Source organism: uncultured Cellulomonas sp., from assembly GCF_947494015.1.
GTDB lineage: Bacteria > Actinomycetota > Actinomycetes > Actinomycetales > Cellulomonadaceae > Pengzhenrongella.
In genome coordinates this window covers 1-24,906 of the sequence record NZ_CANLTL010000014.1, presented here as the reverse complement: position 1 = coordinate 24,906, position 24,906 = coordinate 1, and the positions used below count along the sequence as shown (strand labels likewise).

22 protein-coding genes and 1 tRNA gene are annotated in these 24,906 nt (G+C 72.7%); 15 read left to right on the top strand and 8 right to left on the bottom strand.

The window, feature by feature from the left end:
- Positions 1–4: 4 nt before the first annotated feature.
- Positions 5–883: a biopolymer transporter Tol gene (locus Q0840_RS14900; protein WP_298460735.1), complete on the top strand. Its 879-nt coding sequence runs from the start codon at positions 5–7 to the stop codon at positions 881–883.
- 540 nt (positions 884–1,423) lie between these two features.
- Here Q0840_RS14900 and Q0840_RS14895 read toward each other — a convergent pair.
- The 4 genes from Q0840_RS14895 to Q0840_RS14880 form a co-directional block, all read right to left on the bottom strand.
- Positions 1,424–1,765, bottom strand: coding sequence for a cytoplasmic protein (locus Q0840_RS14895; protein ID WP_298460733.1), 342 nt, complete (start codon positions 1,763–1,765; stop codon positions 1,424–1,426).
- Positions 1,766–3,407: 1,642 nt separating this feature from the next.
- On the bottom strand, positions 3,408–4,835 hold the full coding sequence (locus Q0840_RS14890) for a serine hydrolase (RefSeq protein ID WP_298460732.1): 1,428 nt from the start codon (positions 4,833–4,835) through the stop codon (positions 3,408–3,410).
- Between the two features lie 6 nt (positions 4,836–4,841).
- Positions 4,842–5,621: a DUF4386 domain-containing protein gene (locus Q0840_RS14885; RefSeq protein ID WP_298460731.1), complete on the bottom strand. Its 780-nt coding sequence runs from the start codon at positions 5,619–5,621 to the stop codon at positions 4,842–4,844.
- 65 nt (positions 5,622–5,686) lie between these two features.
- Positions 5,687–6,682, bottom strand: a complete 996-nt coding sequence (locus Q0840_RS14880) for an NAD(P)-dependent alcohol dehydrogenase (RefSeq protein WP_298460730.1) — start codon at positions 6,680–6,682, stop codon at positions 5,687–5,689.
- A 156-nt stretch (positions 6,683–6,838) separates the two neighbouring features.
- On the opposite strand from Q0840_RS14880, the gene Q0840_RS14875 reads away from it, so the two are divergent.
- Together Q0840_RS14875 and Q0840_RS14870 are read left to right on the top strand one after the other, a co-directional pair.
- Complete coding sequence (locus Q0840_RS14875; RefSeq protein ID WP_298460729.1) at positions 6,839–7,507, top strand: TetR/AcrR family transcriptional regulator C-terminal domain-containing protein; 669 nt, start codon at positions 6,839–6,841, stop codon at positions 7,505–7,507.
- Entirely contained in the window at positions 7,447–8,142 is a 696-nt protein-coding gene (locus Q0840_RS14870; RefSeq protein WP_298460911.1) for a tyrosine-type recombinase/integrase, read from the top strand. The genes Q0840_RS14875 and Q0840_RS14870 overlap by 61 nt, the downstream gene beginning before the upstream one ends.
- 19 nt (positions 8,143–8,161) lie before the next feature.
- On the opposite strand, the gene Q0840_RS14865 is transcribed toward Q0840_RS14870, so the two are convergent.
- The 4 genes from Q0840_RS14865 to Q0840_RS14850 form a co-directional block, all read right to left on the bottom strand.
- Positions 8,162–8,235 (bottom strand) — tRNA-Pro (locus Q0840_RS14865).
- Positions 8,236–8,262: 27 nt separating this feature from the next.
- Complete coding sequence (locus Q0840_RS14860) at positions 8,263–9,405, bottom strand: hypothetical protein (RefSeq protein WP_298460728.1); 1,143 nt, start codon at positions 9,403–9,405, stop codon at positions 8,263–8,265.
- Positions 9,402–10,922, bottom strand: coding sequence for a ribosome biogenesis GTPase Der (gene der / locus Q0840_RS14855; protein ID WP_298460727.1), 1,521 nt, complete (start codon positions 10,920–10,922; stop codon positions 9,402–9,404). The genes Q0840_RS14860 and der overlap by 4 nt, the downstream gene beginning before the upstream one ends.
- A gap of 88 nt (positions 10,923–11,010) precedes the next feature.
- A complete protein-coding gene (locus Q0840_RS14850; protein ID WP_298460726.1) occupies positions 11,011–12,108 on the bottom strand; it encodes a LacI family DNA-binding transcriptional regulator in 1,098 nt (365 codons plus the stop codon).
- Between the two features lie 285 nt (positions 12,109–12,393).
- Between Q0840_RS14850 and Q0840_RS14845 the strand changes: the two genes are divergently transcribed.
- From Q0840_RS14845 to Q0840_RS14790, 12 genes are all read left to right on the top strand, one after another.
- Positions 12,394–13,767, top strand: coding sequence for an ABC transporter substrate-binding protein (locus tag Q0840_RS14845; protein ID WP_298460725.1), 1,374 nt, complete (start codon positions 12,394–12,396; stop codon positions 13,765–13,767).
- Positions 13,768–13,835: 68 nt separating this feature from the next.
- On the top strand, positions 13,836–14,795 hold the full coding sequence (locus tag Q0840_RS14840; protein ID WP_298460724.1) for a carbohydrate ABC transporter permease: 960 nt from the start codon (positions 13,836–13,838) through the stop codon (positions 14,793–14,795).
- 3 nt (positions 14,796–14,798) lie between these two features.
- Positions 14,799–15,587 (top strand): carbohydrate ABC transporter permease, encoded by a 789-nt coding sequence (locus Q0840_RS14835; protein WP_298460723.1) that lies wholly within the window; start codon positions 14,799–14,801, stop codon positions 15,585–15,587.
- A gap of 146 nt (positions 15,588–15,733) precedes the next feature.
- Positions 15,734–16,816, top strand: coding sequence for a Gfo/Idh/MocA family protein (locus Q0840_RS14830; protein ID WP_298460721.1), 1,083 nt, complete (start codon positions 15,734–15,736; stop codon positions 16,814–16,816).
- Positions 16,817–16,864: 48 nt separating this feature from the next.
- Positions 16,865–17,602 (top strand): SDR family NAD(P)-dependent oxidoreductase, encoded by a 738-nt coding sequence (locus Q0840_RS14825; protein ID WP_298460719.1) that lies wholly within the window; start codon positions 16,865–16,867, stop codon positions 17,600–17,602.
- 121 nt (positions 17,603–17,723) lie between these two features.
- Positions 17,724–18,182: a VOC family protein gene (locus Q0840_RS14820; RefSeq protein ID WP_298460717.1), complete on the top strand. Its 459-nt coding sequence runs from the start codon at positions 17,724–17,726 to the stop codon at positions 18,180–18,182.
- Positions 18,179–19,045 carry an amidohydrolase gene (locus tag Q0840_RS14815; RefSeq protein ID WP_298460715.1) on the top strand — a complete coding sequence of 289 codons (867 nt, stop codon included), beginning with the start codon at positions 18,179–18,181 and terminating at the stop codon, positions 19,043–19,045. Before Q0840_RS14820 ends, Q0840_RS14815 begins: the two co-directional genes overlap by 4 nt.
- A gap of 109 nt (positions 19,046–19,154) precedes the next feature.
- Positions 19,155–20,264, top strand: a complete 1,110-nt coding sequence (locus Q0840_RS14810) for a Zn-dependent alcohol dehydrogenase (RefSeq protein WP_298460713.1) — start codon at positions 19,155–19,157, stop codon at positions 20,262–20,264.
- Positions 20,261–21,046 (top strand): SDR family NAD(P)-dependent oxidoreductase, encoded by a 786-nt coding sequence (locus Q0840_RS14805; RefSeq protein WP_298460711.1) that lies wholly within the window; start codon positions 20,261–20,263, stop codon positions 21,044–21,046. Before Q0840_RS14810 ends, Q0840_RS14805 begins: the two co-directional genes overlap by 4 nt.
- A gap of 16 nt (positions 21,047–21,062) precedes the next feature.
- Positions 21,063–22,838 carry an IlvD/Edd family dehydratase gene (locus Q0840_RS14800; protein ID WP_298460709.1) on the top strand — a complete coding sequence of 592 codons (1,776 nt, stop codon included), beginning with the start codon at positions 21,063–21,065 and terminating at the stop codon, positions 22,836–22,838.
- A 28-nt stretch (positions 22,839–22,866) separates the two neighbouring features.
- Positions 22,867–24,390: an aldehyde dehydrogenase (NADP(+)) gene (locus Q0840_RS14795; RefSeq protein WP_298460707.1), complete on the top strand. Its 1,524-nt coding sequence runs from the start codon at positions 22,867–22,869 to the stop codon at positions 24,388–24,390.
- Between the two features lie 60 nt (positions 24,391–24,450).
- Positions 24,451–24,906: endo-1,4-beta-xylanase (locus Q0840_RS14790; protein ID WP_298460705.1), on the top strand; the 456-nt coding region annotated here is incomplete at its 3' end.

Genomic DNA, 24,906 nt, shown 5'->3' with positions numbered 1-24,906 from the left:
TCCCATGCCACCACGCACGCTGCGCACCGGTCAGCGAGCCGAGCTCCACGTCGTCGACGTCGTCACCGGCGACGACCGGATCGTCCACGAGTCGTCCACCCTGCTGTTCGAGGCGCCCAACTGGACGCCGGACGGGCGGTCGCTGGTCGTCAACGGCGACGGGCTGCTGTTCCGGCTGCCCGCCGGCGGCGGCGACCTCGAGCCCGTCCCACTCGGTGACGTCCCCGCCATCAACAACGACCACGTGCTGAGCCCCGACGGCGGGACGGTGTACGTCTCCGCGGACGACGGCCACCTCTACGCGGTGCCGATGAGCGGGGGCGAACCGGTCCGCGTGTCCAACGACCGGGGTCCCGGCTTCCACCACTACCTGCACGGCGTCTCCCCCGACGGCGGGACGCTCGCCTACATCGGCCTGGTCGAGAACCCGGACGGCGGCGCGACCACCAACGTGTGGACGGTGCCCAGCACGGGAGGCGCCGACGTGCAGCTCACCGATGACGAGTTCGCCGACGACGGCTCGGAGTACAGCCCCGACGGCCGGTGGATCTACTTCAACTCCGAGCGCGCCTCGACCGAGCCCGGCCACGCCCAGCTGTTCCGGATCACCACCGACGGCGCCACGATCGAGCAGCTCACGCACGACGAGCGGGTCAACTGGTTCCCGCACGTCTCCCCCGACGGCGAGCGCGTCGCCTACATCAGCTTCCCGCCCGGGACCCTCGGCCACCCCGCCGACCTCGACGTGTCGATCCGTCTGCTCGAGGCGGACGGCACGGTCCGCGAGCTCGTGCGGCTCTTCGGCGGCCAGGGGACCCTCAACGTGGCGAGCTGGGCTCCGGACGGCCGACGGCTGGCGTACGTGGCCTACCCCCTGGCGTGAGCGCGTTGCCGCGCCGCGGTCGTGCGCGTCGACGGTGACAGTCGACGCCGGACGTCCACCGCCTCCCGGCCGGCAGTGCGGTGCGCGGCCGACCCGGCTCACGCCTCGATGCCGACCGGCTGGACCCGCGCGCGCCTGACCAGGTGGCGATCTGCGCGCTGACGACCTCGGGATGGGTCAGGTGCACCATGTGCGCGCCCGGCACGCGGGCCAGACGGGCACTGTCACCCCGGGCCGCGGCGATGCGTGCGCTGTGGCCGCTCGCGGATCGTGTCGTCGTGGCTCCCGGTGAGCACGAGGCACGGCACCTCGGACACCCGCTGGAGCGCTGCGACGCAATCATCTCCAGGAGCGACGGGGAGAACGAGGCGGTGATCGAGCGCGGCGTGGAGTCCCACATGTCGACGACGCGGTCGAGATCGCGCGGCGTCGGCGGCCGTCGGTCGAACAGATGCCCTCGCAGCCACCGGCGTCCCCGGCGATGACGGAACGGGTGCACGGCGTCCGCCAGACGCCACCACCCGGTGCACGGAGCGCGGGCTAGTGCTCCGCAGGGCCGAGCTGTCCGTCGCGCGTCCCTCCGACGTCCTTCAGCTCGACGAACAGGCAGTGAGTCTCCGTGTCGCCGATGTTCTCCCCGTAGTGCTGCTGCGCCCCGATCCAGCGAGCCACACCACTCGGGAGCTCGACCTCCACCTCGTGCGTCCCCGACCCGAGGCGCCGGCGAAACGAGCTCAGGGTCACCATGACGCTGTCGGGGTGTGCATGGGGCGTCGTCCGGTGCCCCGGCGCATCGTGGTACTCGAGCACCCGGACCCGGTCGTTCTCGAAGACGACCGAGTACGCATCCGGATTCGTCACCGTCGGGTCGAGGCGCTCCATGCTCGGACGCTACGCGCCGACCAGCCCGGCCACCAGGGCCGACGTCGACTCGTCGAGCAGCCGCGCACGAAAGCCGTCGAGCACGACCGCGGCCCAGTGTTCCGTTCAGTGTCGGCGCGGCCCCGCTCGCCGGCCCCGGGACACCTCAGAGGCCGCCCCGCCGAGTGGGCGGAACGGCCTCTGACCTGCTCCTTCATCGGTCGGGCTGACAGGATCTGAACCTGCGAGCCCTTGACCCCCAGATCGGCGACGTCTCCCCCGCCCGTTCGCGGTCCTGTGTCAGGCCCGCCCGCCGGTGCGACTCGCGTCCATGGCGTGCGCCCCGGTGGGGACTTTTCGGGGACTCAACTCGGTGACAGCTGTGGCCAGGCTGAGCCACCGACCCGAAGCGGAGCACAAGAGCGCGACGGAGGTCCGGGTCGAGGGTGACCGCAGGTCATCGCGCAGCGACGCCGTAGGCGCCCTTGAGGCGGACCGTAGTCGTGCGGATGCTCGGCGAAGGGCCGGCGGCGTAGGTGACGTGATCGGCGAGCCATGGAAGCGCGAGGCTGTAAAAACGCGCTCGGCGACATTCCGCACTCCGCAAGGGACGGGCGAAGAACCAGGCGTCCAGCCATTGGAGACCCTCTCTGCGGTCGTGCGCACGCCACAGCGTGCATGAAAATGGATTCTCTTCCGGACTCCGTGCCCGGCAGTCGGAGATCGAGCAGTCGGGCGATCTCTTGCTTCGGGCCTCGGGTGATGGTCGTGCGCCGATCCTGCTCAGCCCGGGCGGCAGCCATCGCCTCCTGCACTGCCGTGTCGACGGAAGTGAGCATTGCCAGTAGGTCAGGCGGCTCGAGCGGAGGCTCAATCCCGGTCGCACCTTCGCGATCCCAGTAGCACTGCTGCACAGTCGGCTGTCTACGAATCAACTCATGAACACTCGCCGTTTGACTGTCGGGAGCCTGCGGATGCGGAAAACGTAAGGCTCCCACTTCGCGTGAGAGGCGTGCGAGTAGGCGAGGTCCGCGGAAGTCTCCTTTGGGGTCGAGTCGAACGGAAACCAGCCAGGATGGCAACTCGTTCCGTATTGGGTCGAGCAAATCCTGATACGCACGGACGGCCATGGCGTCAGCATGGGCCGATTGCGCCGCCTCGGCTCTGAGGTGTATCAGATGTTCGTGAGCGCGCGTCAGCGCAGCGGGAAGCTCACCGAGCATCGCACGCACGTGCTCTTGACGGGCGCATTCAAGTAGGACCGTCCCGTCAGGGTAGAGGCGCCATATCGGAGCCGGCTGACCTCTGTCTGTCGCCGCAGCGCGGGCCTCAGCGATGAGATGCCCCACCGTCTCGAGCCACGGGTCGAACGTGTCCTTTGTTGGCACATCAGCCAGTCGGGGCCGAACGTCGAAGGTTCCTCGCGGTGATTCTTCGAAGGGGACGATGGAATGGACCCGAGCCGACTCGCTTCCGTGTCGCACCAACCGCTGCTTGACGTCCCGGCGGTCGAGAAGCTCGTCCGGATCCTGCGGCAGCTGCGCACCGTGACAATGGCGCTCGGCGTTCACACCCTCACCGCGTAGCCCCTGATCGCCCCCGACGCCCGCGCCGTCCTCGACCGGGCCCTGACCAACGCACCGGGGCACTGAGCCTGTGCAAGTCAGGTCTGGCGCTCCACCATGCTCCGACCGGTGTAGGCCACCATGAGCCGGAACACGGCCCACAGCACGCCCATGACTGCGGTCGCGACCAGCGCCAGGACGAAGTCGGGCACGAAAAGGCTGAGGTGGGGCAGTGGTGAGCCGAACAGACGTGGCACCAGAACGAGGAGAATCGCCGCGGCGGCCGACGTGGTGAGCAGTGGGAACCACAGGCTGAAGCGGCCCGCGACGCCCGACTTTGCGCGGATCGCGGCGCGGTGCCGCCACGCCCAGATCATGGCGAGCAGGTAGACGATCGGCAGCAGCACGAGGCCGACGACCAAGGCCTTCTGGGGTAGCCGAGAGCCCTCGCCGGCGTAGTCGACACCGAGCCCGCTCGCGGCGACGGCGGTGCGCAGCTGGGTCGTCTCCCCGAAGCCGATGCCTCCCACGCCGTTGACAAGTACGACCGCACCCCTCTGCTGGGCGGGCAGCATCCACGCCAGCGACTCGAACCCGGGAGTCAGCCCGGTGTGCCACACACCCCCGCTGGCTCGGTCCAGGTACCAGCCAAAGCCGTACCCGGGCGACACCGCGCTGGCCGGGCGCATCATCTGCGCCTTGCCGGCGGCGCTGAGCACGTCGTCCTCGCCGTTCATCATCATCGCCAGGTATCGAGCCAGGTCGCCGGCGGTCGAGATGATCCCTCCCTGCGGTGCCGTGGCGACGTCGGGTGGGGTCTCGGCGAGCGCTCGACTGGTGGTGAACCACGGTGCGTGGCCGGTCGCCATCGAGCCGTGGACCTGCCCGTCCGCGACGACGGTGTTCGCCATCCCTACCGGTTCGAGAACGGTCGCCGTGAGGTAGGCCTGGAACGACTGCCCGCTCACGACCTCGATCAACCGGCCGAGGGTCTGGTAGTTGAGGTTCGAGTACTCCCACCGCGCGCCGGGTGCGTACGCAGGGGTCACGTCGGCACGGGCATCGACCGCGCGCTCGAGCGCGCCCGTCGCGCCCGTGTCACCGGCAGCGGCACCGCTGTTGCCCTGCAGGGTGGAGTAGCCACTGGTGTGGCTGAGCAGCTGCCGGATCGTCACGGGCCCGGCGGGCTTGCCCGAGAGGACGTCGAGGTACCGCGCGATCTCGCCATCGAGGTCCACCTCGCCCGCCTCGACCAGCTGCATGACTGCCAGCGCGGTGAAGCTCTTGGAAATCGAGCCGATCACGAACTGCGTGCTTGGGGTGACCTCGGTGTCACCTCCGATGCTGACGACGCCGCGCGCGCCCTCCGAGGTGATCTCGCCGTCGGCCACCACGGCGTACGCCAGGCCGGGCACGCCCGACGCAGGCAACTCGTGGTCGATCACGTCCTCGATCGATCCGTCGGAGCCGCTTCCCGGCGCGACGAAGGCCAGACCCAGAGCAAGGATTGCCAGAAGCTGTCGCACGATGGATCAGCCTTCAGACGCCGGAGCGCCGGCGAGCGCGGCGCGCGCGATGGGCCGCGCTCCCGCACCCTCGTGGGCCGCCTCGCTCGACCGGGTCCGCCCGCTCGCGAGCAGCCAGATCGTGAAGCCGAGCTCGCCGAGCACCGACGGGACGGCGACGACGGCGAGGAAGAGGTCGGCCCAGGACGCGTAGTCGGGCAGCAGGGTCTGCGCGAGTGTGTCCACGATGTAGGCGGTGCCGGCCAGCGCGAGCACGCCGCCGAGCGCGCGAGGCGCGACCCGTGAGCTGAGAATCATCCGGCCGATCACGATCAGGTGCAGCCCGAAGGCGACCAGACCGACGAGCCAGGTGTAGTTGAACGCGTCCAGAGACAGCGCGGCGAGGGACGCGAGCAGGCCGGGGTCGACACCGTCCACGTACGGCGCGCCCGTGGCCAACTGCAGCGCGAGGAACACGAAGACGGCAGCGACGCCGAGGAACACCGTGTACGTGAGCCGCAGCCACGCGGCGAGCAGCGACCGCCGCGGCCCGGCGGGCCGGAACAGCACGTACAGCGCCCAGGCGATCAGCACGTCGAGGGCGAAGACCACGACGAACGCTGCGAGCGCGACGCGGAACAGGCCCTCGGAGGCCGCGATGTTGTCGAGCGTGGCGGCGGGGTCCTCGAGGTCGACCAGGCGGGTACGCACGGCGAAGTTCGCAAAGATCGCCAAGATGAAGATCGCGGCGTATCCGAGGCCGGCGAGGCGGGCGGCCTCACGGGGTGAGAGGTCGGTGAGCGGCATGGCGGGTCCTTCGAGGGTCGGTCGGGCGTGGGAGCTGTTCGGGAGTCCGGCGCGGGGCAGGCTGCTCAGCCCGCCGCTCGGACGCGGATGACGGACTTGCCGCGAGCGCGGCCGTCGGCGAGGTCGCGGATGGCCTGCGGGACCTGGTCGAGCGCGTAGCAGCGCCCGACGGCCGGGGTCAGCTCGCCCGCCTCGATGGCGGCGACTAGCGGCTCGAGGCCGTCGCGGTGCTCCTTCGACATCACCGAGGTGAGGCGCTGGCTGACGAACGGCGAGAGCGCCAGGGCACGCAGCTGGCGCCCGAAGCCGCCGGTGAATCTGCCTCCGCCTTCTCCGCCGACGATGACGAGCGTTCCGGTACTGGTCAGTGCCCGGCGGAGTCGTCGCACGGGGGTCCGGCCACCGGTGTCGATGATGAGGTCGTACCGGGCGGAGCCGTCGGTGGGGTCGGTTGTGGTGTAGTCCAGGACCCGGTGGGCTCCGAGCGCGCGCACGAGGTCGCCTTTTGCCCCGCTGGCGACGCCGGTGACTTCAGCACCCGCCGCCCGGGCGAGCTGCACGACGTGGCTGCCGACACCGCCGGAGGCGCCAAGCACGAGTACCGACTGCCCCGCCCGGACCTGGCCCGCCTTGTGCAGCCCCTGGTGGGCGGTGAGCCCGGAAATGGCTACCACGGCCGCCTGGTCGAACGACAGACCGGCGGGCTTGCGGACCAGCTTGTCCACCCGAGCGCGGGCGTACTCGGCGAACGTGCCGATGCCGATCCCGAAGACCTCGTCGCCCACCGCCAGGTCGGTGACTCCCTGGCCGATCGCGACCACGCGCCCGGCCACGTCCATGCCCGGCACCCGCTGCGCGGGCCGGCGCAGGCCGTAGCCCAGCAGGCGGGTGAGGTAGGGCAGACCGGTCATCAGGTGCCAGACGCCCCGGTCGACGCCGGCTGTGTTGACCTCGAGCAGCACCTCGCCCGGGCCGGCCGTCGGAGTCGGCTCGTCGCTGATGCTCAGCGCGTCCGCGTCGCCGTACCGGTCCTGGGTCACCGCTCGCATGCGGGTGGGCACCGGCGTGGGGGTGGGGACGGGTTCTGCCGGACCCGACGGGTGTGCTGTGACCATCTCAAGCCTCCGGGTGTGCGATTCGTACTTAGTACAGGTGATAGCGTCGACCCTAGACGTACTAAGTACAGTGGTCAATGCCCGGCCACGGAGCGGAGAGCGATGACCACGACCAACGCCAGGGACGCGGCACGGGCGCCACTGACCCGCGCCCGGGTCCTCGAGGCGGCGGTCGCGCTCGCCGACCGGATTGGGATCGAGGCGCTGACGATCCGCCGCCTCGCGACCGAGCTCGACGTCAAGCCGATGGCCCTCTACCACCACGTGGCCGGCAAGGAGGCGATCCTGGACGGCGTCGTCGACCTCGTGTTCAGCGAGTTCGACGACCCGCCGCCGGACCAGCCGTGGAAGGACGGGATGCGGCACCGGTGCGCCTCGGCGCGCGAGGTGCTGCGGCGCCACCCGTGGGCAACCCCCTTGCTGGAGTCCCGCAGGTCCCCAGGGCCGGCGACGCTGCACCATCACGATGCCGTCCTCGGGTGCCTCCGACGGGGCGGCCTCTCGTGGGAGCTGACCGCGCACGCGTACGCACTCCTGGACGCGTTCGTCTACGGCTTCGCGCTCCAGGAGGCAGCCCTCCCGTCCGCCGGCGGGGCCGAGATGGTCGACATGGCCGACCAGATGGCGCAGGCCTTCCCCGCCGGCCAGTACCCGAACCTCGTCGACTTCACGACCCAGCACGTGCTGAAGCCTGGGTACGCCTTCGGGGCATCCTTCGAGGTCGGCCTGGACCTGCTGCTCAACGGGATCGACGCGGCCGCGCGGCGGTAGGGGATGACGGGGCCCACCGTGCCCTGACCGGTGCCAACGCGGGGCGACATGGTCATGCTTCTGGCCTGCACCGCACTGCGGGCAGCGAGGCCTCAGGGCTCACCGTCGGTGACGTCGATCTCGACACAGGCCAGATCGCCGTCCGCCGGCAGACGTACCCGCGCCGCGGCGGGCTGGTGACGAAGTCGACCAAGGGGCGTCGCTCGCGCGTCGTGCCGATCATCGATCCCCTTCGGCCGACGCTGGTGCACCTGGTGCACGACCGCTCCCCCGGTGACCGGCTGTCGCTGGGGCCGCGCGGCGGCGTCATCACCACCGCGACACTGCGTGACGCGACCAAGTGGAACGAGCTCGTGAGCCGGCTTGGCTACCCCGGCCTCGTCCGGCACGGTCTGCGGCACACCGCGCTGACGTGGATGGCAGACAGCGGCGTCCCGCTGTACGCGCCGCAACGAGTCGCGGGTCACCAGGACCCCGCCGTGACCGTCCGGTACCTGCACCCCGATCACGACGCCGTTCGGGACGCCGGTGGAGCCTTTTCGGCCTGGTGGGGACTTCACGGGGGCTTTTCCTCGCGCGGCGAGGCGTCCCCGAGGCTGCGCGTGGCCGACGAAAAAGGGCCCCGACCTGCGTGAGCAGATCGAGGCCCTGCGGTCGGGCTGACAGGATTTGAACCTGCGACCCCTTGACCCCCAGTCAAGTGCGCTACCAAGCTGCGCTACAGCCCGCCGGCTCGTTCACGAGCCGCCAGAACTCTACCGCACCTCGCGCCCGGGTCCGGTCACCGGCGCACCGTCGCCCGCCCGCCCCGCGCGTGCCACGCCGTCCGGGGACCCGCCGTCGACCGGCGCCCGCCCGCCCCGCTCGGCGTCGATGCTGGTCAGCTCCGCCGCGATGAGCCCCAGCACCACGAGGTCGACGGCCAGCCCGGCCGTGGCCGCCCACTGCTCGATGCGGAACAGGAACACCTGGGTGACCAGCAGGCTGAGCAGCACCGCCCGGCGGAAGGACGTGTAGCCGGCCCGGCGGTCGGCGCCGACCACCATCAGCCCCCGCACGGCGAGGAGGAACGACGCGGCGCCGCTGGCGACCAGCCCGGCGACGATCCAGGAGGGCACGTCCGCGCCCTGCCACCACGACCACACCCCACGGCCCACGCTCGCCAGGCCGGCGAGGGTCAGCACCGCGACCGTCAGCCACGGCACCCACCTCGCCCGGACCAGGCGGTGCGTCACCCGGACCACCGCGCCGCCGACGGCGTCGATCGGGTCGACGATCTCGTCCGGGTCGTCCTCGACGACGTCCAGCAGCGCGCGCACCTGCACACTGCCGCGGGCGGCGCTCCCCCGCTCCAGCAGGTCACGGGCCTCGGCCCGGGCCCGGCGGGTGAACCCGCCGACCAGCCCGGACACCGCGTGGTCCGCGGCGCCGGCCAGGTACTCGCTGGGGTGGTGCGGGCGGCGGCCGTGCAGCATCTCACCGAGCAGCACCAGGCCGACGACGACCACGTAGATCAGCGCCGCGGTCGGCTCGTAGAAGTAGTCGTTGTCGTCGGTGACGAACTTGCCGACCTCGTCCACGAACAGGCCGAAGCCGACCCCGCCGACCACCGAGCCCAGCGGTCGCACGACCGGCCCGGCGAAGGACAGCAGCAGCACGAACGCGACCGCCATCAGCAGGCCGCCCCACAGCACGTGCGCGATGTGCAGGCCGTCCCCGCCGACCTGCGGGTAGCCCGCCGCGGCGAGGAAGGCCCGGACCGCCAGGACGGTGACCACGGTCGAGACCAGGAAGCCGGCCAGGTGCGAGGACGCGTCGGGGTCGCGCGGCAGTCCCCAGCGCAGCAGGCGACCACGCTCCGCGCCAGCCCGCCGGGACGCGGCGGTCGCCCCGCTCAACGTCGCCGCTTCTCCCGCACCCGCACCGAGATCTCGATCGGGGTGCCCTCGAAGCCGAAGGTCTCGCGCAGCCGGCGCTCGATGAACCGGCGGTACCCGGCCTCGAGGAAGCCCGACGCGAAGATGACGAACCGCGGCGGCCGCGTCGAGGCCTGTGTCGCGAACAGGATCCGGGGCTGCTTGCCGCCGCGCAGCGGGTGCGGGTGCGCCGCGACGAGCTCACCGAGGAACGCGTTCAGCCGCCCGGTCGGCACCCGGGTGTCCCAGGACGCCAGCGACCGCTCGAGGGCCGGCACCAGCCGGTCGGCGTGCCAGCCGGTCCGTGCGGAGATGTTCACCCGCGGCGCCCACTGGACCTGCACCAGGTCCTGCTCGATCTCGCGCTCCAGGAACGGACGGCGGTCCTCGTCCATGAGGTCCCACTTGTTGTACGCGATCACCAGGGCGCGCCCCGAGTCGACGACCTGGGAGATGACCCGGGTGTCCTGCTCGGTCATCTTCACGCTCGCGTCCACCAGCACGACGGCGACCTCGGCCTTCTCGATCGCGGCCTGGGTGCGCAGCGAGGCGTAGAAGTCTGCGCCGCTGGTCTGGTGCACGCGACGGCGGATGCCGGCGGTGTCGACGAACCACCACGGCCGGCCGCGGAGCTGGATGAGCTCGTCGACCGGGTCGCGGGTCGTGCCGGCGGTGGCGTCGACGACGACGCGCTCGGCGCCGGCCAGCTTGTTCAGCAGGGACGACTTGCCGACGTTGGGCCGGCCGATCAGCGCCACCCGGCGTGGCCCGCCCTCGGGCATCGGCACGCCGTGCGCCGACGTCGTCGGCAGGGCCTGCATGGCGGCGTCGAGCAGGTCGCCGGTCCCGCGGCCGTGCAGCGCCGAGACGGGGTGCGGCTCGCCGAGGCCGAGACTCCACAGCTCGGTGGCGTCGGCCTCGACCCGCGGTCCGTCCACCTTGTTGGCGCACAGCACCACCGGCTTGCCAGACCTGCGCAGCAGCCGCACGACCCGCTCGTCCGTCGCCGTCGGGCCGACGGTGGCGTCGACCACGAACAGCACGGCGTCGGCGAGCGAGATGGCGACCTCGGCCTGCTCGGCGACGCGCGCCTCGATGCCGGCGACGTCGACCTCCCAGCCGCCGGTGTCGACCAGGGTGAACCGGCGCCCGGCCCACTCCGCGGGGTAGCTCACGCGGTCGCGGGTGACGCCCGGCTTGTCCTCGACCACGGCCTCGCGGCGCCCGAGGATGCGGTTGACCAGGGTGGACTTGCCGACGTTCGGCCGCCCGACGACGGCCAGCACGGGCAGCGGCGCGGACGGGGCGTCGTCGTCGCCGAGGTCGTCCCCGCCGTCGAGCAGGGCGAGGTCGTCGTCCTCGAGCTCGTACTCGGTCAGGCCGGCGCGCAGGGCCTGCTCGCGCGCGACGTCGTCGCCGGCGACCTCCGCGGCGCCCGCCAGGGGCGCGTCCGACGGCTCGGTGGCGTCGTCGGGCAGGGGCTGGTCGGTGGTGGTCATGCCCCCAGTGTCCCAGGCACGTGCGGCGGATTCGACCGCGTGACGCCGCGGGCGGGCGTGGCGAGCCGTGGCCCCGGCAGCCGGCCGGTCAGCCTTCGTGCCCGGCGTCCTCGGCGACGGCGGCGGTGGCGGTGGCGGTGGCGGTGGCGGGCGACCGCGGGACCCGCTCCGGCTCGCGCGCCGCCGGGGGCCGCGCGGTCGACTGCCGCACCACGACGCTCGTGGCGAGCTCGAGGCGCGACGCCGGCCGCACGCCGTCGCGCGACAGCTCGATGACCATCCGGGTGGCCTCCCGCGCCATGTCCGCCAGGGGCTGGCGGACCGTGGTGAGCTGTGGGGACACCCACTGGCACAGCTCGACGTCGTCGAACCCGATCACCGACAGGTCGTCCGGGACCCGCAGACCGGCCGCGCGCGCCGCCTGGTACACGCCGTACGCCTGCTCGTCCGAGCCGCTGATGATCGCCGTCGGGCGGTCCGCCAGGGCGAGCAGGTCCGTCCCGTGCCGGACCCCGCCGCTGACCAGGGAGTCACCGTGCCGCACGAGCGCGGGGTCCAGGGCGACCCCGGCCCGGGACAGCGCCGCGCGGTACCCGTCGACCCGGTCGCGGTGGCACTCCTGCTCGGGCGGACCGGTGATGAACCCGATCCGGCGGTGCCCCAGCTGCAGCAGGTGGTCGGTGGCGTCCCGGCCGCCGGCCCAGTCCGTCGCCACGACGGTCGCGATGGACTCCGAGCCGCTGCGCACGGGGTCGACGAGCACGACGGGCGTGCGCAGCCGCTCGAGCTCCTGCCGGCCGGCGTCGAGCAGCTCGGAGACGACCAGGACGACGCCGTCGGACCCGCGCTCGGCCAGGTGCTCCACCCAGTCCGGCGTCCCGACCGGCTTGCCGTGCGTCGTCGTCACGACCAGGTCGTGGCCCAGGCGCGCCGCCTCCGCCTGCGCCCCGCGCAGCAGCGCGGTCGCCCACTGCGTGTCCAGGTCCCGGATGACGAAGTCGATCAGGCCGCTGCTCGGCCGCAGTCGTGTGCGGCGCTCGTAGCCGTGCGTCTCGAGCAGGTGCTCGACCTGCTCGCGCGTGGTCGCGGAGACCCCCGGCCGGCCGTTGAGGACCTTGGAGACGGTCGGGACCGACACGCCCGCCGCCGTCGCGATCTCCGCGATCGTCACGCCGCGCCCGGCCATCGGACTCCTTCACCTCATCGGACCGTTGACGTCCCGCCACGGCCCGCCTATGTTAACCGCTGAAAGTTGCTACGAAAGTTGCTTCGGTAGTTTCTTCCGGTGTCGGTGTGACGACGGGAGACGCGGGCGACGAGACGGGGCCGGGCCGGGGACGCAGTGGTTCCCGGTGCCGCCCCGACCGAGACGACGTGGACCGGCGCCCGAGCCGGGTTCACGTGCGAGGCCCGACGACGGGTGAACCACAGGACAGCCACAGCCCGCGTGCGGGCGGAAATGGAGCACCTCATGCGGACGTCGACGACGACACGACGCTCCCGGCGGACGGCCGCGGTCGCGGTCTCGACCCTCGCCCTGCTCGGCCTCACGGCCTGCAGCAGCGGCGGGGAGGAGGCCGCCGCCCCGACCGGCGGGGCGGACTCGGGCAGCCTCACCTGGTGGGGCTGGACCCCCGACGCGGTCAACGCGGAGAAGCTGATCGCCGCCTTCAACGAGGAGTACCCGGACATCGAGGTCACCTTCGTGTCCAAGCCGATCGACAGCTACGACTCGGTGCTCGGCCCGGCGATCACGTCGAGCGACGGCCCGGACGTGTTCAACGTCGCGCCCGGGTCCGCCAACGGGGGCGTCGACACGTTCGGTGCCGCCGCGCTCGACCTGACGCCCGCGGTCGAGGACGCGCTCGGGGAGGACTGGAAGGACCAGCTCGCCCCGGCCGGCGTCGACCCGCTCACCGTGGACGGCAAGCTCGTCGGCATGTCCGCCGGGGCCGTCTACTCCGGCGGCCTGTGGATCAACCAGGACATCTTCGACCAGTACGGGCTCCAGGCGCCCACCACGATGGAGGAGTGGACGCAGGTCTGCGCCACCCTCGAGCAGAACGGTGAGGGCTGCTTCGTCCAGGGCGCCGGGCAGCACGCGTTCGACATGGACACCTTCGAGGCGATCGCGGAGAACGTCGAGCCGGGCCTGTACGTGGACGCGACCGAGGGCGAGGTCCCCTGGACCGACGAGCGATTCGTCCAGGCGATGGAGATCTGGAAGTCGCTGTTCGACGAGGGGATCATGCAGGAGGGCGCGATCGGCCTGCAGCAGTACCCCGACGCCAACAACGCCTTCATGTCCGGCGACTACGCCATGATCATGATGGGCACCTGGTACACCCAGTACGCGGTCCGCGACAGCATGATCGCCGCGATGGAGGCCGCCGGGGTGGCGAGCCCCGAGCCGATCACCATCACCCCGGCCGTGTTCCCCGACCTGGCCGGCACCGGGAACACCGGCTCGCTGTTCGGCGACGCGGACTACGGCCTCGCGGTCAGCGCGCAGACCGACCAGCCGGAGGCGGCGACCACGTTCGCCCTGTGGCTGGGCGCCAGCGAGGCCGGTCAGCAGGCGGTCGCCAACACGCTGAACAACATCCCGGCGCTGCAGGGGATCACCCCGCAGTGGGACCAGATCGACCTGGTGGACCCGTCCCGCCAGCTCGAGCCCCTGCAGGAGTACACCGAGCGGGCCGGCGAGGCCACGCAGCCGCGCTTCGCCACGGTCAGCGCCGACCTCAACTCGGCCTTCGAGGACGCCCTGATCGGCGTCGCCTCCGACGACATGACCATCGACGAGGCGCTCGCCGCCCTGCAGGCCGTGCAGGACGAGGAGTGACCTCCCGCCCGCCGCGGCGCCGGTCCTCCGGCGCCGTGGCGGGCCCCACCTCAGCGAGGGACTCAACGATGAGCACCACTGCAGCAGCACGGCCGACCCCGGGTCGCTCGGCCCCGTCGTCCGGCCGGCCCGACGACAGAGCGGTCGCGCGCCGCCGCGGTCCCCGGCAGGCATCCGGCCTGCCGTGGATCCTGCCGGCCGTCGTCCTGGTCGTCGGCCTGATCTACTTCTCCATCGGGTACACCGGGTACGTCTCGACGCTCGACTGGAACGGCTTCATCCTGTCGCCGTCGGAGCCGATCGGCGGCGAGAACTACCGCGAGATGGTCGCCGACCCGGTCTTCTGGAAGGCGCTGTGGCACACGGCGTACTTCTTCGTCATCACCTTCGCCGTGCAGACGGTGCTCGGCTTCGTGTTCGCGGCGCTCATGCACTCACGGATCCGGTTCGGGACGCTGTTCAAGGTCGTCGTCTTCGTCCCGACCGTCCTGGCCCCGGCCATCATGGCGCCCGTCTTCCGGCAGATCTTCGACGCGAACGGGCAGCTCAACCGGCTGCTCGACGCCGTCGGGCTGGATGCCGTCTCCCAGCCCTGGCTCGCGGACTCCACGACCGCGATGGGCGTGGTCATGGTGGTCACGGTCTGGCAGTGGACCGGCCTGACGTTCATCCTCTTCTACGCCGCGATGAGCCAGATCGACCCCGAGGTCCTCGAGGCCGCACGGATCGACGGCGCCGGCAACCTGCGGGCGCTGCGCTCGATCGTGTGGCCGATGGTCCGCGGGACCACCGCCGCGCTCGCGCTGCTCGGCCTCATCGGTGCGCTCAAGACGTTCGACGTCCCGTACCTGGTCACCAAGGGCGGGCCCAACCACGGCACCGAGTTCCTGGGCACGTACATCTACCAGGTGATGGTCGCGGAGAAGCACTTCGGGTACGCGGCGGCGATCTCCGTCGCGCTCCTGGTGCTGGCGATCGTCGGCGGTGTGCTCATGAGTGTCCGCAACCGCCGCGCCGAGAGGGTCTGAGCCATGTTCGAAGCACGCACCACCCGTCAACGCCTCGGGCTGCACCTGCTGGCGATCGTCCTCGCGCTGCCCTTCCTCGCCCCGCTGGTGGTCATGGTGTCCGGCTCCTTCGCCGGACGCGGGTGGGGCAACTACGAGAAGGTCTTCGCGACCGGCGTCGTGGGCACCTACTTCCGCAACAGCCTGATCATCGCGGTCTCGACGATCGCGCTGGTGTACGTGGTGACGATGCTCGCGGCGTTCGGGTTCGCCAAGCTCCGGATCGCCGGCCGGGAGGTCTGGTTCTGGCTGCTGCTGGCGGCCCTGACCATGCCCGAGGCGGTCCTGCTCACCCCGCTGTTCGTGACCGCGTCGACGTTCGACCTCTACAACGAGCACATCGCGGTGATCCTGCCGCTCGCGGCGCTGCAGGTGCCGTTCACCGTGCTGCTCGCCCGCAGCTTCTTCGCCGGCATCCCGTCCGAGCTGATGGAGGCCGGCCGGGTCGACGGCGCCGGGGTCTTCCAGGTGTTCTGGCGCATCGTCCTGCCGCTGACCCGGCCGATCGCCGCGGCGATCGTGGTACTCACCCTCATCAACGCCTGGAACGCCTACCTGCTGCCGCTGCTCATGCTCAACGACCCCGACCGGCAGGTCGTCACGCTGCTGCCGTCGTTCTTCACGAGCCAGTACACCAACGACCAGACGGGCGTCCTCGCGGCCGCCGTCATCACCGCCGTGCCCGAGGTCATCGCGTACCTGTCGCTGCAGAAGTACTTCGAGCGGGGCCTGGCGGCCGGCGCCCTGAAGTGACCGCCGCACCGAGGTGACGAGCGCCCCGACGTGACCACGGCCCGACGTGGCCACCACCTGACGTGACCACCCCCGACCCCGGTCGGACCACCGAACACCCGTCCCGCCCCCGCGGCGTCGGCGTGCCCCCAGAGAGGACCATCCCCGTGCAGGGACCTGTGCAGTTCGTCGTGATCGGCAGCGGTTGGCGCTCCGAGTTCTTCCTCCGGCTGGCCCAGGCCGCCCCGGACCGGCTCCAGGTGCTGGCCGTCGTCGCCCGCCGCCAGAGCGAGGCCGAGCGGCTGAGCACCGCGTGGGGCGTCCGCGCGGTGGGGACCATCGAGGAGGCGCTCGCGCTGCGTCCGGAGTACGTCGTCCCCGCGGTGTCGTGGCCCGCGATGCCCGTGGTCACCCGCGAGCTCGTCGCCGCCGGCGCCAAGGTGCTGGCCGAGACCCCGCCCGCCCCCGACCTCGAGGGCCTGCGGTCGCTGTGGCACGACGTCGGCGCCTCCGGGATGGTCCAGGTCGCCGAGCAGTACACCCGGATGCCCGGGCACGCGGCGCGGCTCGCGGTGGTGGCCGACGGCGTCATCGGCGACGCCACGAGCGTCGAGGTCGCCTCGACCCACCTGTACCACGCGGTCTCGCTCATGCGCGGCTACCTGGGCGTCGACACCGAGGAGACCGTGGTCGACGCCCGGACCTTCACCGCGCCGCTGGCCGACCCGATGAGCTTCGACGGCTGGCGGCCGGACGCCCGCCCCGAGCCGAGGACGACCACCATCGCGACCCTCGACTTCGGTGACGGACGCATGGGCCTGTACGACTTCGTGGACAACCAGTGGTGGAACCCGCTGCGCGCCCGTCGCATCGTGGTGCGCGGGTCGCTCGGCGAGATCGTCGACGACGAGGTCACCCGCCTCACCCCGGACGGCCCGGTCACCTCCCCCGTCGTGTACCGCCGCACCGGCGTCGACATGAACCTCGAGGGCAACGACGTCGTCCACGCGTCGTTCGACGGCCGCGTCGTGTGGCGCAACGCCTGGGTCGGCACCCGGCTGTCCGAGGACGACCTCGCGGTCGCCGACCACCTCGTCGACGCCGGCGCGTGGGCGCGCGGCGAGGCCGAGGGCCCCTACTCGCTCGCGTCCGCGTGCCAGGACCACGCGCTGGGACTGGCGATCGAGGAGTCCGCACGGACGCGCCAGGAGGTCCGCGTCGCCAAGGAGCCCTGGGCCACCGAGGCCTGAATCCCACGCACCGCGCACCACACACCACGCAGAGACGAGAGGGACGACATGGGACAGCTGGAGGGCGCACTCGCCGTCGTGACGGGCGGGTCGCAGGGCATCGGCTACGCGATCGCCGAGCGGTTCGTCGCCGAGGGCGCCGACGTGGTGATCACGGGTCGACGCAAGGACGTGCTCGACGGAGCGGTCGCCGCGCTGGGGCCGCGGGTCACCGGCGTCCCGGGGGACGCGGCGTCCCTGGACGACCTCGACACGCTGATGGCCACCGTCGCAGGGCTCGGCCGGCCGGTCGACGTGCTGGTCGCGAACGCCGGCGGGGGCGGCGAGGCGCCGCTGGCCCAGATGACTCCCGAGCTGTTCGACGCCGTGACCGACCTCAACATCCGCGGCACCTTCTTCACCGTGCAGAAGGCCCTGCCGCTGCTGGCCGAGGCCGCCCGCGTCGTGCTGGTGTCGTCCATCTCGGGCAGCAACGGCGACCCCGACCACGCCACCTACAACGCCAGCAAGGCGGCCGTCCGCTCGTTCGCCCGGACGATGACGAACGACCTGCGCGGGCGGGCGATCCGGGTCAACGCGCTCAGCCCGGGACCGACGATGTCCGCCGGCTTCTCGGACTTCGTCGGCGGCGAGGAGGGGGTGCGGCGCATCGCCGCGGCCGTCCCGCTCGGCCGGATCGGCGCGCCCGCGGAGGTCGCCGCCGCGGCGCTGTTCCTGGCCTCGACCGAGAGCAGCTTCGTCGCCGGCACCGAGCTCGTCGTCGACGGCGGCATGAGCCAGGTCTGACCCCGCCCGAGCACCGGTGCCCCCGGTGCCCCCGGCGCCCCGGCACCCGCGGCACCAGCACCCGAGCACCTGAGATCCCGAGGCCATCCCCCGCCTCCTCCCTAGCAGAAGAGAGCCACCCGTGCAGAACCGAGTCCCCCTCGCGGGGATGATCCAGATCGCCGTCGTCGTCGAGGACATCGAGCGTGCGCTCGACCACTGGTGCGAGCTGCTCGGCGTCGACCGCCCCGAGGTACGGGTGATGGGCCCCGAGCCCGACCCGGACCAGACCTACCGCGGCGAGATCGCGGCGTACCAGCTCAAGCTCGCCGTCATCGAGTGCCCCGAGCGCGGGTTCGTGCTCGAGGTGCAGGAGCCGGACCACAACCCCTCGACCTTCCGGGAGTTCCTCACGGCGCACGGCCCGGGCGTGCACCACATCGGCTTCGCGGTCGGGGACGCCCGTGACGCCGTCGTCGGCGAGCTCGAGTCCATGGGCTACGCGATGCGGACGGTGGGGTTCTACCCCGGGGGCAGCTGGACGGTCGTGGACAGCGAGGACCGCCTCGGCGTCAACCTCAACATCAAGCCGCACGTGTGAGCGGCGCGCCCGCGGTCGTCGACACCCACGTCCACCTCTGGGACCGGCGACGCACCGACCTCGAGTACGCGTGGCTCGACGGCGACGGCGCGGAGGCGACCCTGGGCGACCTCGACGGGCTGCGCGGGGTGCGGTACTCGGTGCCGGAGCTGCGCGCCGAGACCCGGATGCACGGCGTCACGCAGGTCGTGCACATGAGCGCGGCGACGTCGGACCCGCTCGCCGAGACGCGGTGGCTCCAGGGGCTGGGCGAGGCGACCGGCTGGCCGACGGCGATCGTGGCGGGCTGCGACCTCGCGGCGCCGGACGCCGCGGCCGCGCTCGACGGCCACCGCGAGCACGACCGGCTGCGCGGCGTGCGTGACATGCGCGACGGCTCGATCCTGTCCGACGACGCCTTCCGGCGCGGCTACGCGCGCCTGGCGGGGACCGACCTCGTCTTCTGCCACACGGTCGGTGTCGACCACGTCGCGGCCGCCGTCGACCTGGCCCGCGCGGTGCCCGACGTCGTCCTGTGCGTCGACCAGAGCGGGATGCCCGAGTCCCGCACCCCTGAGTACCTGCGCACGTGGATCGCCGCGCTCGCGGTGCTCGCCGCCGAGCCGAACGTCGTGGTCAAGATCTCCAGCCTCGGCGTGCACGACCACGACTGGACGCCGCAGGGCCGGCGACCGTGGATCCGGGCTCTGGTCCAGACCTTCGGCCCGGACCGGTGCCTGTACGGCTCGAACTGGCCGGTCGAGCGGCTGTACAGCGGCTACGGCGACGTGCTCGGCGCCTTCCGCTCCGCGATCGACGACCTCACCGAGGGCGAGCAGGCGGCGGTCCTGGCGGGCACCGCCCGGCGCGTCTTCCGGCTCTGACCGCCGCGGTCACCCGCTCCACCGTCACCCGTCCCACCCGTCCCACCCGTCCCCCATCCCCGAACTCCCCCGGCGACGACGCCGGGACCGTCCCACCGAGGAGCAGACCGTGAAGGCAGCCGTCCTGCGGCAACCCGGGCAGCCCATGACCATCGAGGACGTCGACCTCGCCGAGCCCCGCGCGGGCGAGGTCGAGGTCCGCGTGCAGGCCGCCGGCGTGTGCCACAGCGACCTTCACTACATGACCGGCGACCTGCCCACCCGGCTGCCCATCGTGCTGGGCCACGAGGGCGCCGGCGTCGTCGAGCGGGTCGGCCCCGGCGTCACCCGCGTCGCGCCGGGCGACCCGGTGGTGCTCATGTGGCGACCGCGCTGCGGGCACTGCGCGTTCTGCTCCTCGGGGCGTCCCGCGCTGTGCACGTCGGCGAAGAAGCAGGTGAGCACCGGCGGGCTGCTCGACGGCACCAGCCGGCTGTCGGCCGACGGCGAGACCGTCCACCACTTCCTCGGGGTGTCGTGCTTCGCCGAGCGTGCCGTCGTGGCCGAGGAGTCGGTCATCCGGATCCCGCAGGGCACGCCGCCGCGGGTCGCGGCGCTCGTGGGCTGCGCCGTGGTCACGGGCGTGGGCGCCGTCCTGAACGTCCTGGGCGCCGGCGCGGGACGCAGCGTGCTGGTCATGGGCGCCGGCGGGGTCGGGCTGTCCACCGTGATCGGCGCGGACCTCGTCGGCGCGTACCCCGTCATCGTGGCCGACGTCGCCCCGGACAAGCTGGACCTCGCGCGTCGCCTCGGCGCCACGCACACCGTCACGGTCGGCGGCGACGTCGCCGTCGACGACGCCGTGCGGGACATCGTCCCGGACGGCGTGGAGTGGGCGTTCGACGCCGTCGGCAAGGCCGAGACGCTGGCGGCGGCGATGGCGTCGCTGCGCACGGGCGGGACGACGGTCGCCATCGGTCTCGGCCGCGCCGGCGCCACGGTCGAGGTCCCGATCAACGACCTCGTCCAGCGCGAGAAGCGGCTGGTCGGCAGCCTGTACGGGTCGTCCAACACGGTCACCCAGGTGCCGCGGTTGCTGGAGCTCTATGCCGCCGGTCGCCTCGACCTCGACGCCCTGGTGGGCGAGACGTACCCGCTGGACGCGATCAACGACGCCTACGACGCGCTCGCGGCGGGCGCCGTCGGTCGCGCCGTCATCGAGCCGGGGGTCGCCGCGTGAGCGCCGGCACCGTCGCGTCGGGGTTCGCGACCTACCCCAGTCTGGCCGACCGCTCCGTCCTGGTCACCGGCGGCGCGACCGGGATCGGCGCCGAACTCGTCACGCAGTTCGCCCACCAGGGTGCCCGGGTGGCGTTCGTCGACCTCGACGACGCCGCGGGCACCGCACTGGCCACCGAGGTCGAGCGGGCGACCGGCCGCGCACCGTGGTTCGGGCGGTGCGACGTCGGTGACGTCGCCGCGCTGCAGACCGCGCTGCGCACCGCGGCCGACGCGGTGGGGCCGATCGAGGTGCTGGTCAACAACGCCGCGAACGACCAGCGGCACGACGTCCAGGACGTCACGGTGCAGTTCTGGGACGAGCGGATGGCCGTCAACCTGCGGGCGCAGTTCTTCGCCGCGCAGGCGGTCGCCCCCGCCATGGCCGCCGCCGGACGCGGCTCGGTGATCAACCTGGGGTCGATCATCTGGCACGCCAAGTTCGCCCGGAGCAGCGGCTACGCGACCGCGAAGGCCGGGATCGAGGGGCTCACCCGGTCGCTGGCCCGTGACCTGGGACCGGACGGCATCCGCGTCAACTGCATCGTGCCGGGATGGGTGATGACCGACCGACAGCTGCGGGACTGGGTCACACCGGAGGCCGAGCGCGAGATCGAGCGCTCCCAGTGCCTGCCGCAGCGGCTCCAGCCCGCCGACGTCGCGCGCCTCGCGCTGTGGCTGGCGGCGGACGACTCGGCGATGTGCACGGCTCAGCGATGGGTGGTGGACGGTGGCTGGATCTGACAGGGCGGAGCACGAGATGGCCGGGCGCGACGTGACCGGGCGTGACGAGGTGCAGGAGGCGCACGACCGTGCGGCGACCAGGCCGCCGCGGCGCAGCCAGGCGTGGTTCGGCGCCGAGGGGCGCAGCGGGATGCTGTACCGCTCGTGGCTGCGCACCCAGGGGACGGGTCCGGAGGTGTTCGACGGGCGCCCGGTCATCGGCATCGCCACCACGTGGTCCGAGCTGACCCCGTGCAACGCCCACCTCGACGCGGTGGCCGAGGCGGTCAAGCGCGGGGTGTGGCAGGCCGGCGGGTACCCGCTCGTCTTCCCGGTGGTGTCCACCGGCGAGACCCTCATCCGGCCCACCGCGATGCTCTACCGCAACCTCATCGCCATGTCCGCCGAGGAGCTCATCCGGGCCAACCCGCTGGACGGCGTGGTGCTGCTGGGCGGGTGCGACAAGACCACCCCGGGCCTGCTCATGGGCGCGGCGAGCGTGGACCTGCCGGCGATCATGGTGACCGGCGGGCCGCAGCTCACCGGCAAGTTCCGCGGCGGCGACATCGGGTCGGGCACGCACCTGTGGAAGTTCGAGTCCGAGCTCGCCGCGGGACGCATGACGCAGGCCGACTGCCACGTCGCCGAGGGGTGCATGGCACGGTCCGCGGGGCACTGCATGACCATGGGCACCGCGTCCACCATGGCCAGCGTCGCCGAGGCGCTCGGGATGCAGCTGTCCGGCTCCGCGAGCTGGCCGGCGGTGGACGCCCGGCGCTTCGAGCTCGCGCAGGAGGCCGGTCGGCGGATCGTGGCGATGGTCGACGAGGACCTGCGGCCGAGCCAGATCCTCACCCGGGAGGCGTTCGAGAACGCGATCCGGACCGTCGCGGCGATCGGTGGCTCCACCAACGCGATCATCCACCTGCTCGCGATCGCGGGCCGGGTCGGCGTCCCGCTCGAGCTCGAGGACTTCGACCGGCTCGCGCAGGTGGTGCCGACCATCGTCGACCTCATGCCCAGCGGCCGGTTCCTCATGGAGGACTTCTGCTACGCGGGTGGGCTGCCCGTCGTGCTGCGCGAGCTGTCCGCCGCCGGGCTGCTGCACGACGACGCCCTGACCGTCGGCGGCCAGGGCATCGGCAAGGACGTCGCCGGTGCGCAGTGCTGGAACCGCGAGGTGATCCGGACCATCGCCGACCCGCTGCAGCAGGCCGGCAGCACCGCGGTGCTCCGCGGCAACCTGGCGCCCGGCGGAGCGGTGATCAAGCAGTCCGCCGCCTCGCCGCACCTGCTGGTGCACCGCGGCCGGGCCGTGGTGTTCGACTCGCCCGAGGAGTACCACCGTCAGGCCGACACGCTCGACCTGTCCCCCGACGACGTCATCGTCGTGCGGGGCGCCGGGCCACGCGGGTACCCCGGCATGCCCGAGGTCGCGAACGTCCCGCTGCCGACCAAGCTGCTTCGGGCGGGCGTCACCGACATGGTCCGCATCTCCGACGGCCGGATGAGCGGCACGGCGTTCGGCACCGTGATCCTGCACGTCACCCCGGAGGCGGCGCTCGGTGGGCCGCTCGCGCTGGTGCGCACCGGCGACTGGATCGACCTCGACGTGCCCGGTCGCTCGCTCTCGCTCGACGTGCCCGACGACGAGCTCGAGCGGCGGCGGGCGGCGTGGCAGCCGCCAGCGCGCGAGTCGGACAGCGGGTACGTCTGGCTGTACCGGGAGTTCGTCGAGGGCGCCGACCAGGGCGCCGACCTGTCCTTCCTGCGGGGCTCGCGCGGCTCCGCGGTACCCCGTGACTCGCACTGATCGTGCACGCAGACCAGGAGGCCCCGCGATGACCGTGGTGGAGAGCATCGACCCGCGCACCGGCCAGACGGTCGAGGTGGTGGCACCCGAGACGACCGGCGACGACGTCGCTCGGGTGTGCGCCGCGGCGGCGGACGCCGCACCGGCGCTGGAGGCGCTGGGACGCACCGGCCGGGCGCGCATGCTCCGGCTGATGGCCGACGCGCTCGAGGAGGACCGGGAGACGCTGGTCGCCCTGACCGACCGGGAGACCGCCCTGGGTGCGCCCCGCCTCGGCGGGGAGCTCACGCGCACCACGTTCCAGCTGCGGTTCTTCGCCGACGTGCTGGACGACGGCGGGTACCTCGAGGTGACGATCGACCACGCCGGTGCGACGCCGATGGGTCCACGCCCTGACCTGCGCCGGATGCTCCGGCCGCTGGGGCCGGTCGCCGTGTTCGGCGCGAGCAACTTCCCGTTCGCGTTCTCGGTGTCCGGCGGGGACACGGCGTCCGCGCTGGCGGCCGGCTGCCCGGTCGTCGTCAAGGCGCACGAGTCCCACCCGGCGTCGTCGGCCCGTCAGCTGGCAGCGCTCCGGCGCGGCGCCGAGGCGGCCGGCGCCCCGGCGGCGACGGTCGACGCGGTCTTCGGCCGGGACGCGGGCGTGGCGCTCGTGGACGACCCGCACGTCGACGCAGTCGGGTTCACCGGGTCGGTGGCCGGTGGCCGGGCGCTGCACGACCGCGCCTCGCTGCGCCCCCGACCGATCCCGTTCTACGGCGAGCTCGGCGCGCTCAACGCGCTGACGGTCACGCCCGCGGCCGCCCGGGAGCGTGCGGTCGCGATCGGTGAGGGGCTGGCCGCGTCGTTCACGCTCGGTGTGGGTCAGTTCTGCACGAAGCCCGGACTCGCGTTCGTCCCGGCCGGGCCGGACGGCGACGCCGTCGTCGCCGCGCTGGCCGGCCGGGTGCGCGAGACCGCCGCCGCCGTGATGCTCAACGCCCGCACGCGCGAGGGGTTCGCGTCCGGCGTCGACGCCCTGCGCGGTGCAGCCGGCGTCCGGGTGCTCGTCGGCCCACCGGTGGACCCCGCGGCGGCCGCGGTGGCACCGGTCCTGCTCGAGGCCGACGCCGGGCAGGTCACCGAGCCGATGCTCGAGGAGTGCTTCGGACCGGTGCTGGTCGTCGCGCGCTACGCGTCGTCCGACGAGCTGCTCGCCGCGCTGGCCGCCGTCGGGCCGGCCCTGACCGCGACCGTGCAGACCGGCGACGACGACGAGCTCGCGGCCCCGCTGCTCACCCACCTCACCGCCCGGGCCGGGCGCGTGGTGTGGAACGGGTACCCCACCGGCGTGGCCGTGAGCTGGGCGATGCACCACGGCGGCCCGTACCCCGCGACGACGGCCCCGCTGCACACGTCGGTCGGCGCCGCCTCGATCCGTCGCTGGCTGCGTCCGGTCAGCTTCCAGGACGTGCCGTCGGAGCTGCTGCCGGCGGAGCTGCGGGACGAGGCCACCGACCTGCCGCGGCGGGTGGACGGTCGACTCGTCCTCGGGACACCCCCGGCGCGCTGACCCGCCCCCGATCCGTCCACCGCACACCGATCACCGATCACCGATCACCAGGAGACCCACGTGACCTCGCCCCACCGTTCGCCGTCGCCCGACCCGACCTTCGCGCATCGTGTCGCGGAGGCGACGGTGACCGTCCGCGGCGCCGACGGCGCCCCGCTGGCCGACACCGAGGTCGTGGTCGAGCAGACCCGGCACGCGTTCGCGTTCGGCAACATCGGCTTCGACTTCATCGGCTACGCCAACGGCGAGAGCCACGCCGCACCCGACAGCCCGTTCGGCGGAGCCGGCCCCGAGCTCGGCGACCGGCTCGCGGAGCTGTACCTCGACCTCTACAACACCACCACCCTGCCGTTCTACTGGGGCGGGTTCGAACCCGAACGCGGCAAGCCCGACACCACCCGCCTGCTGCGCACCGCCCAGTGGTTCACCGAGCACGGCATCACCGTCAAGGGCCACCCGCTGGTCTGGCACACCGTGACCGCGGACTGGCTGCGCGACCTGCCCGTCGACCAGATC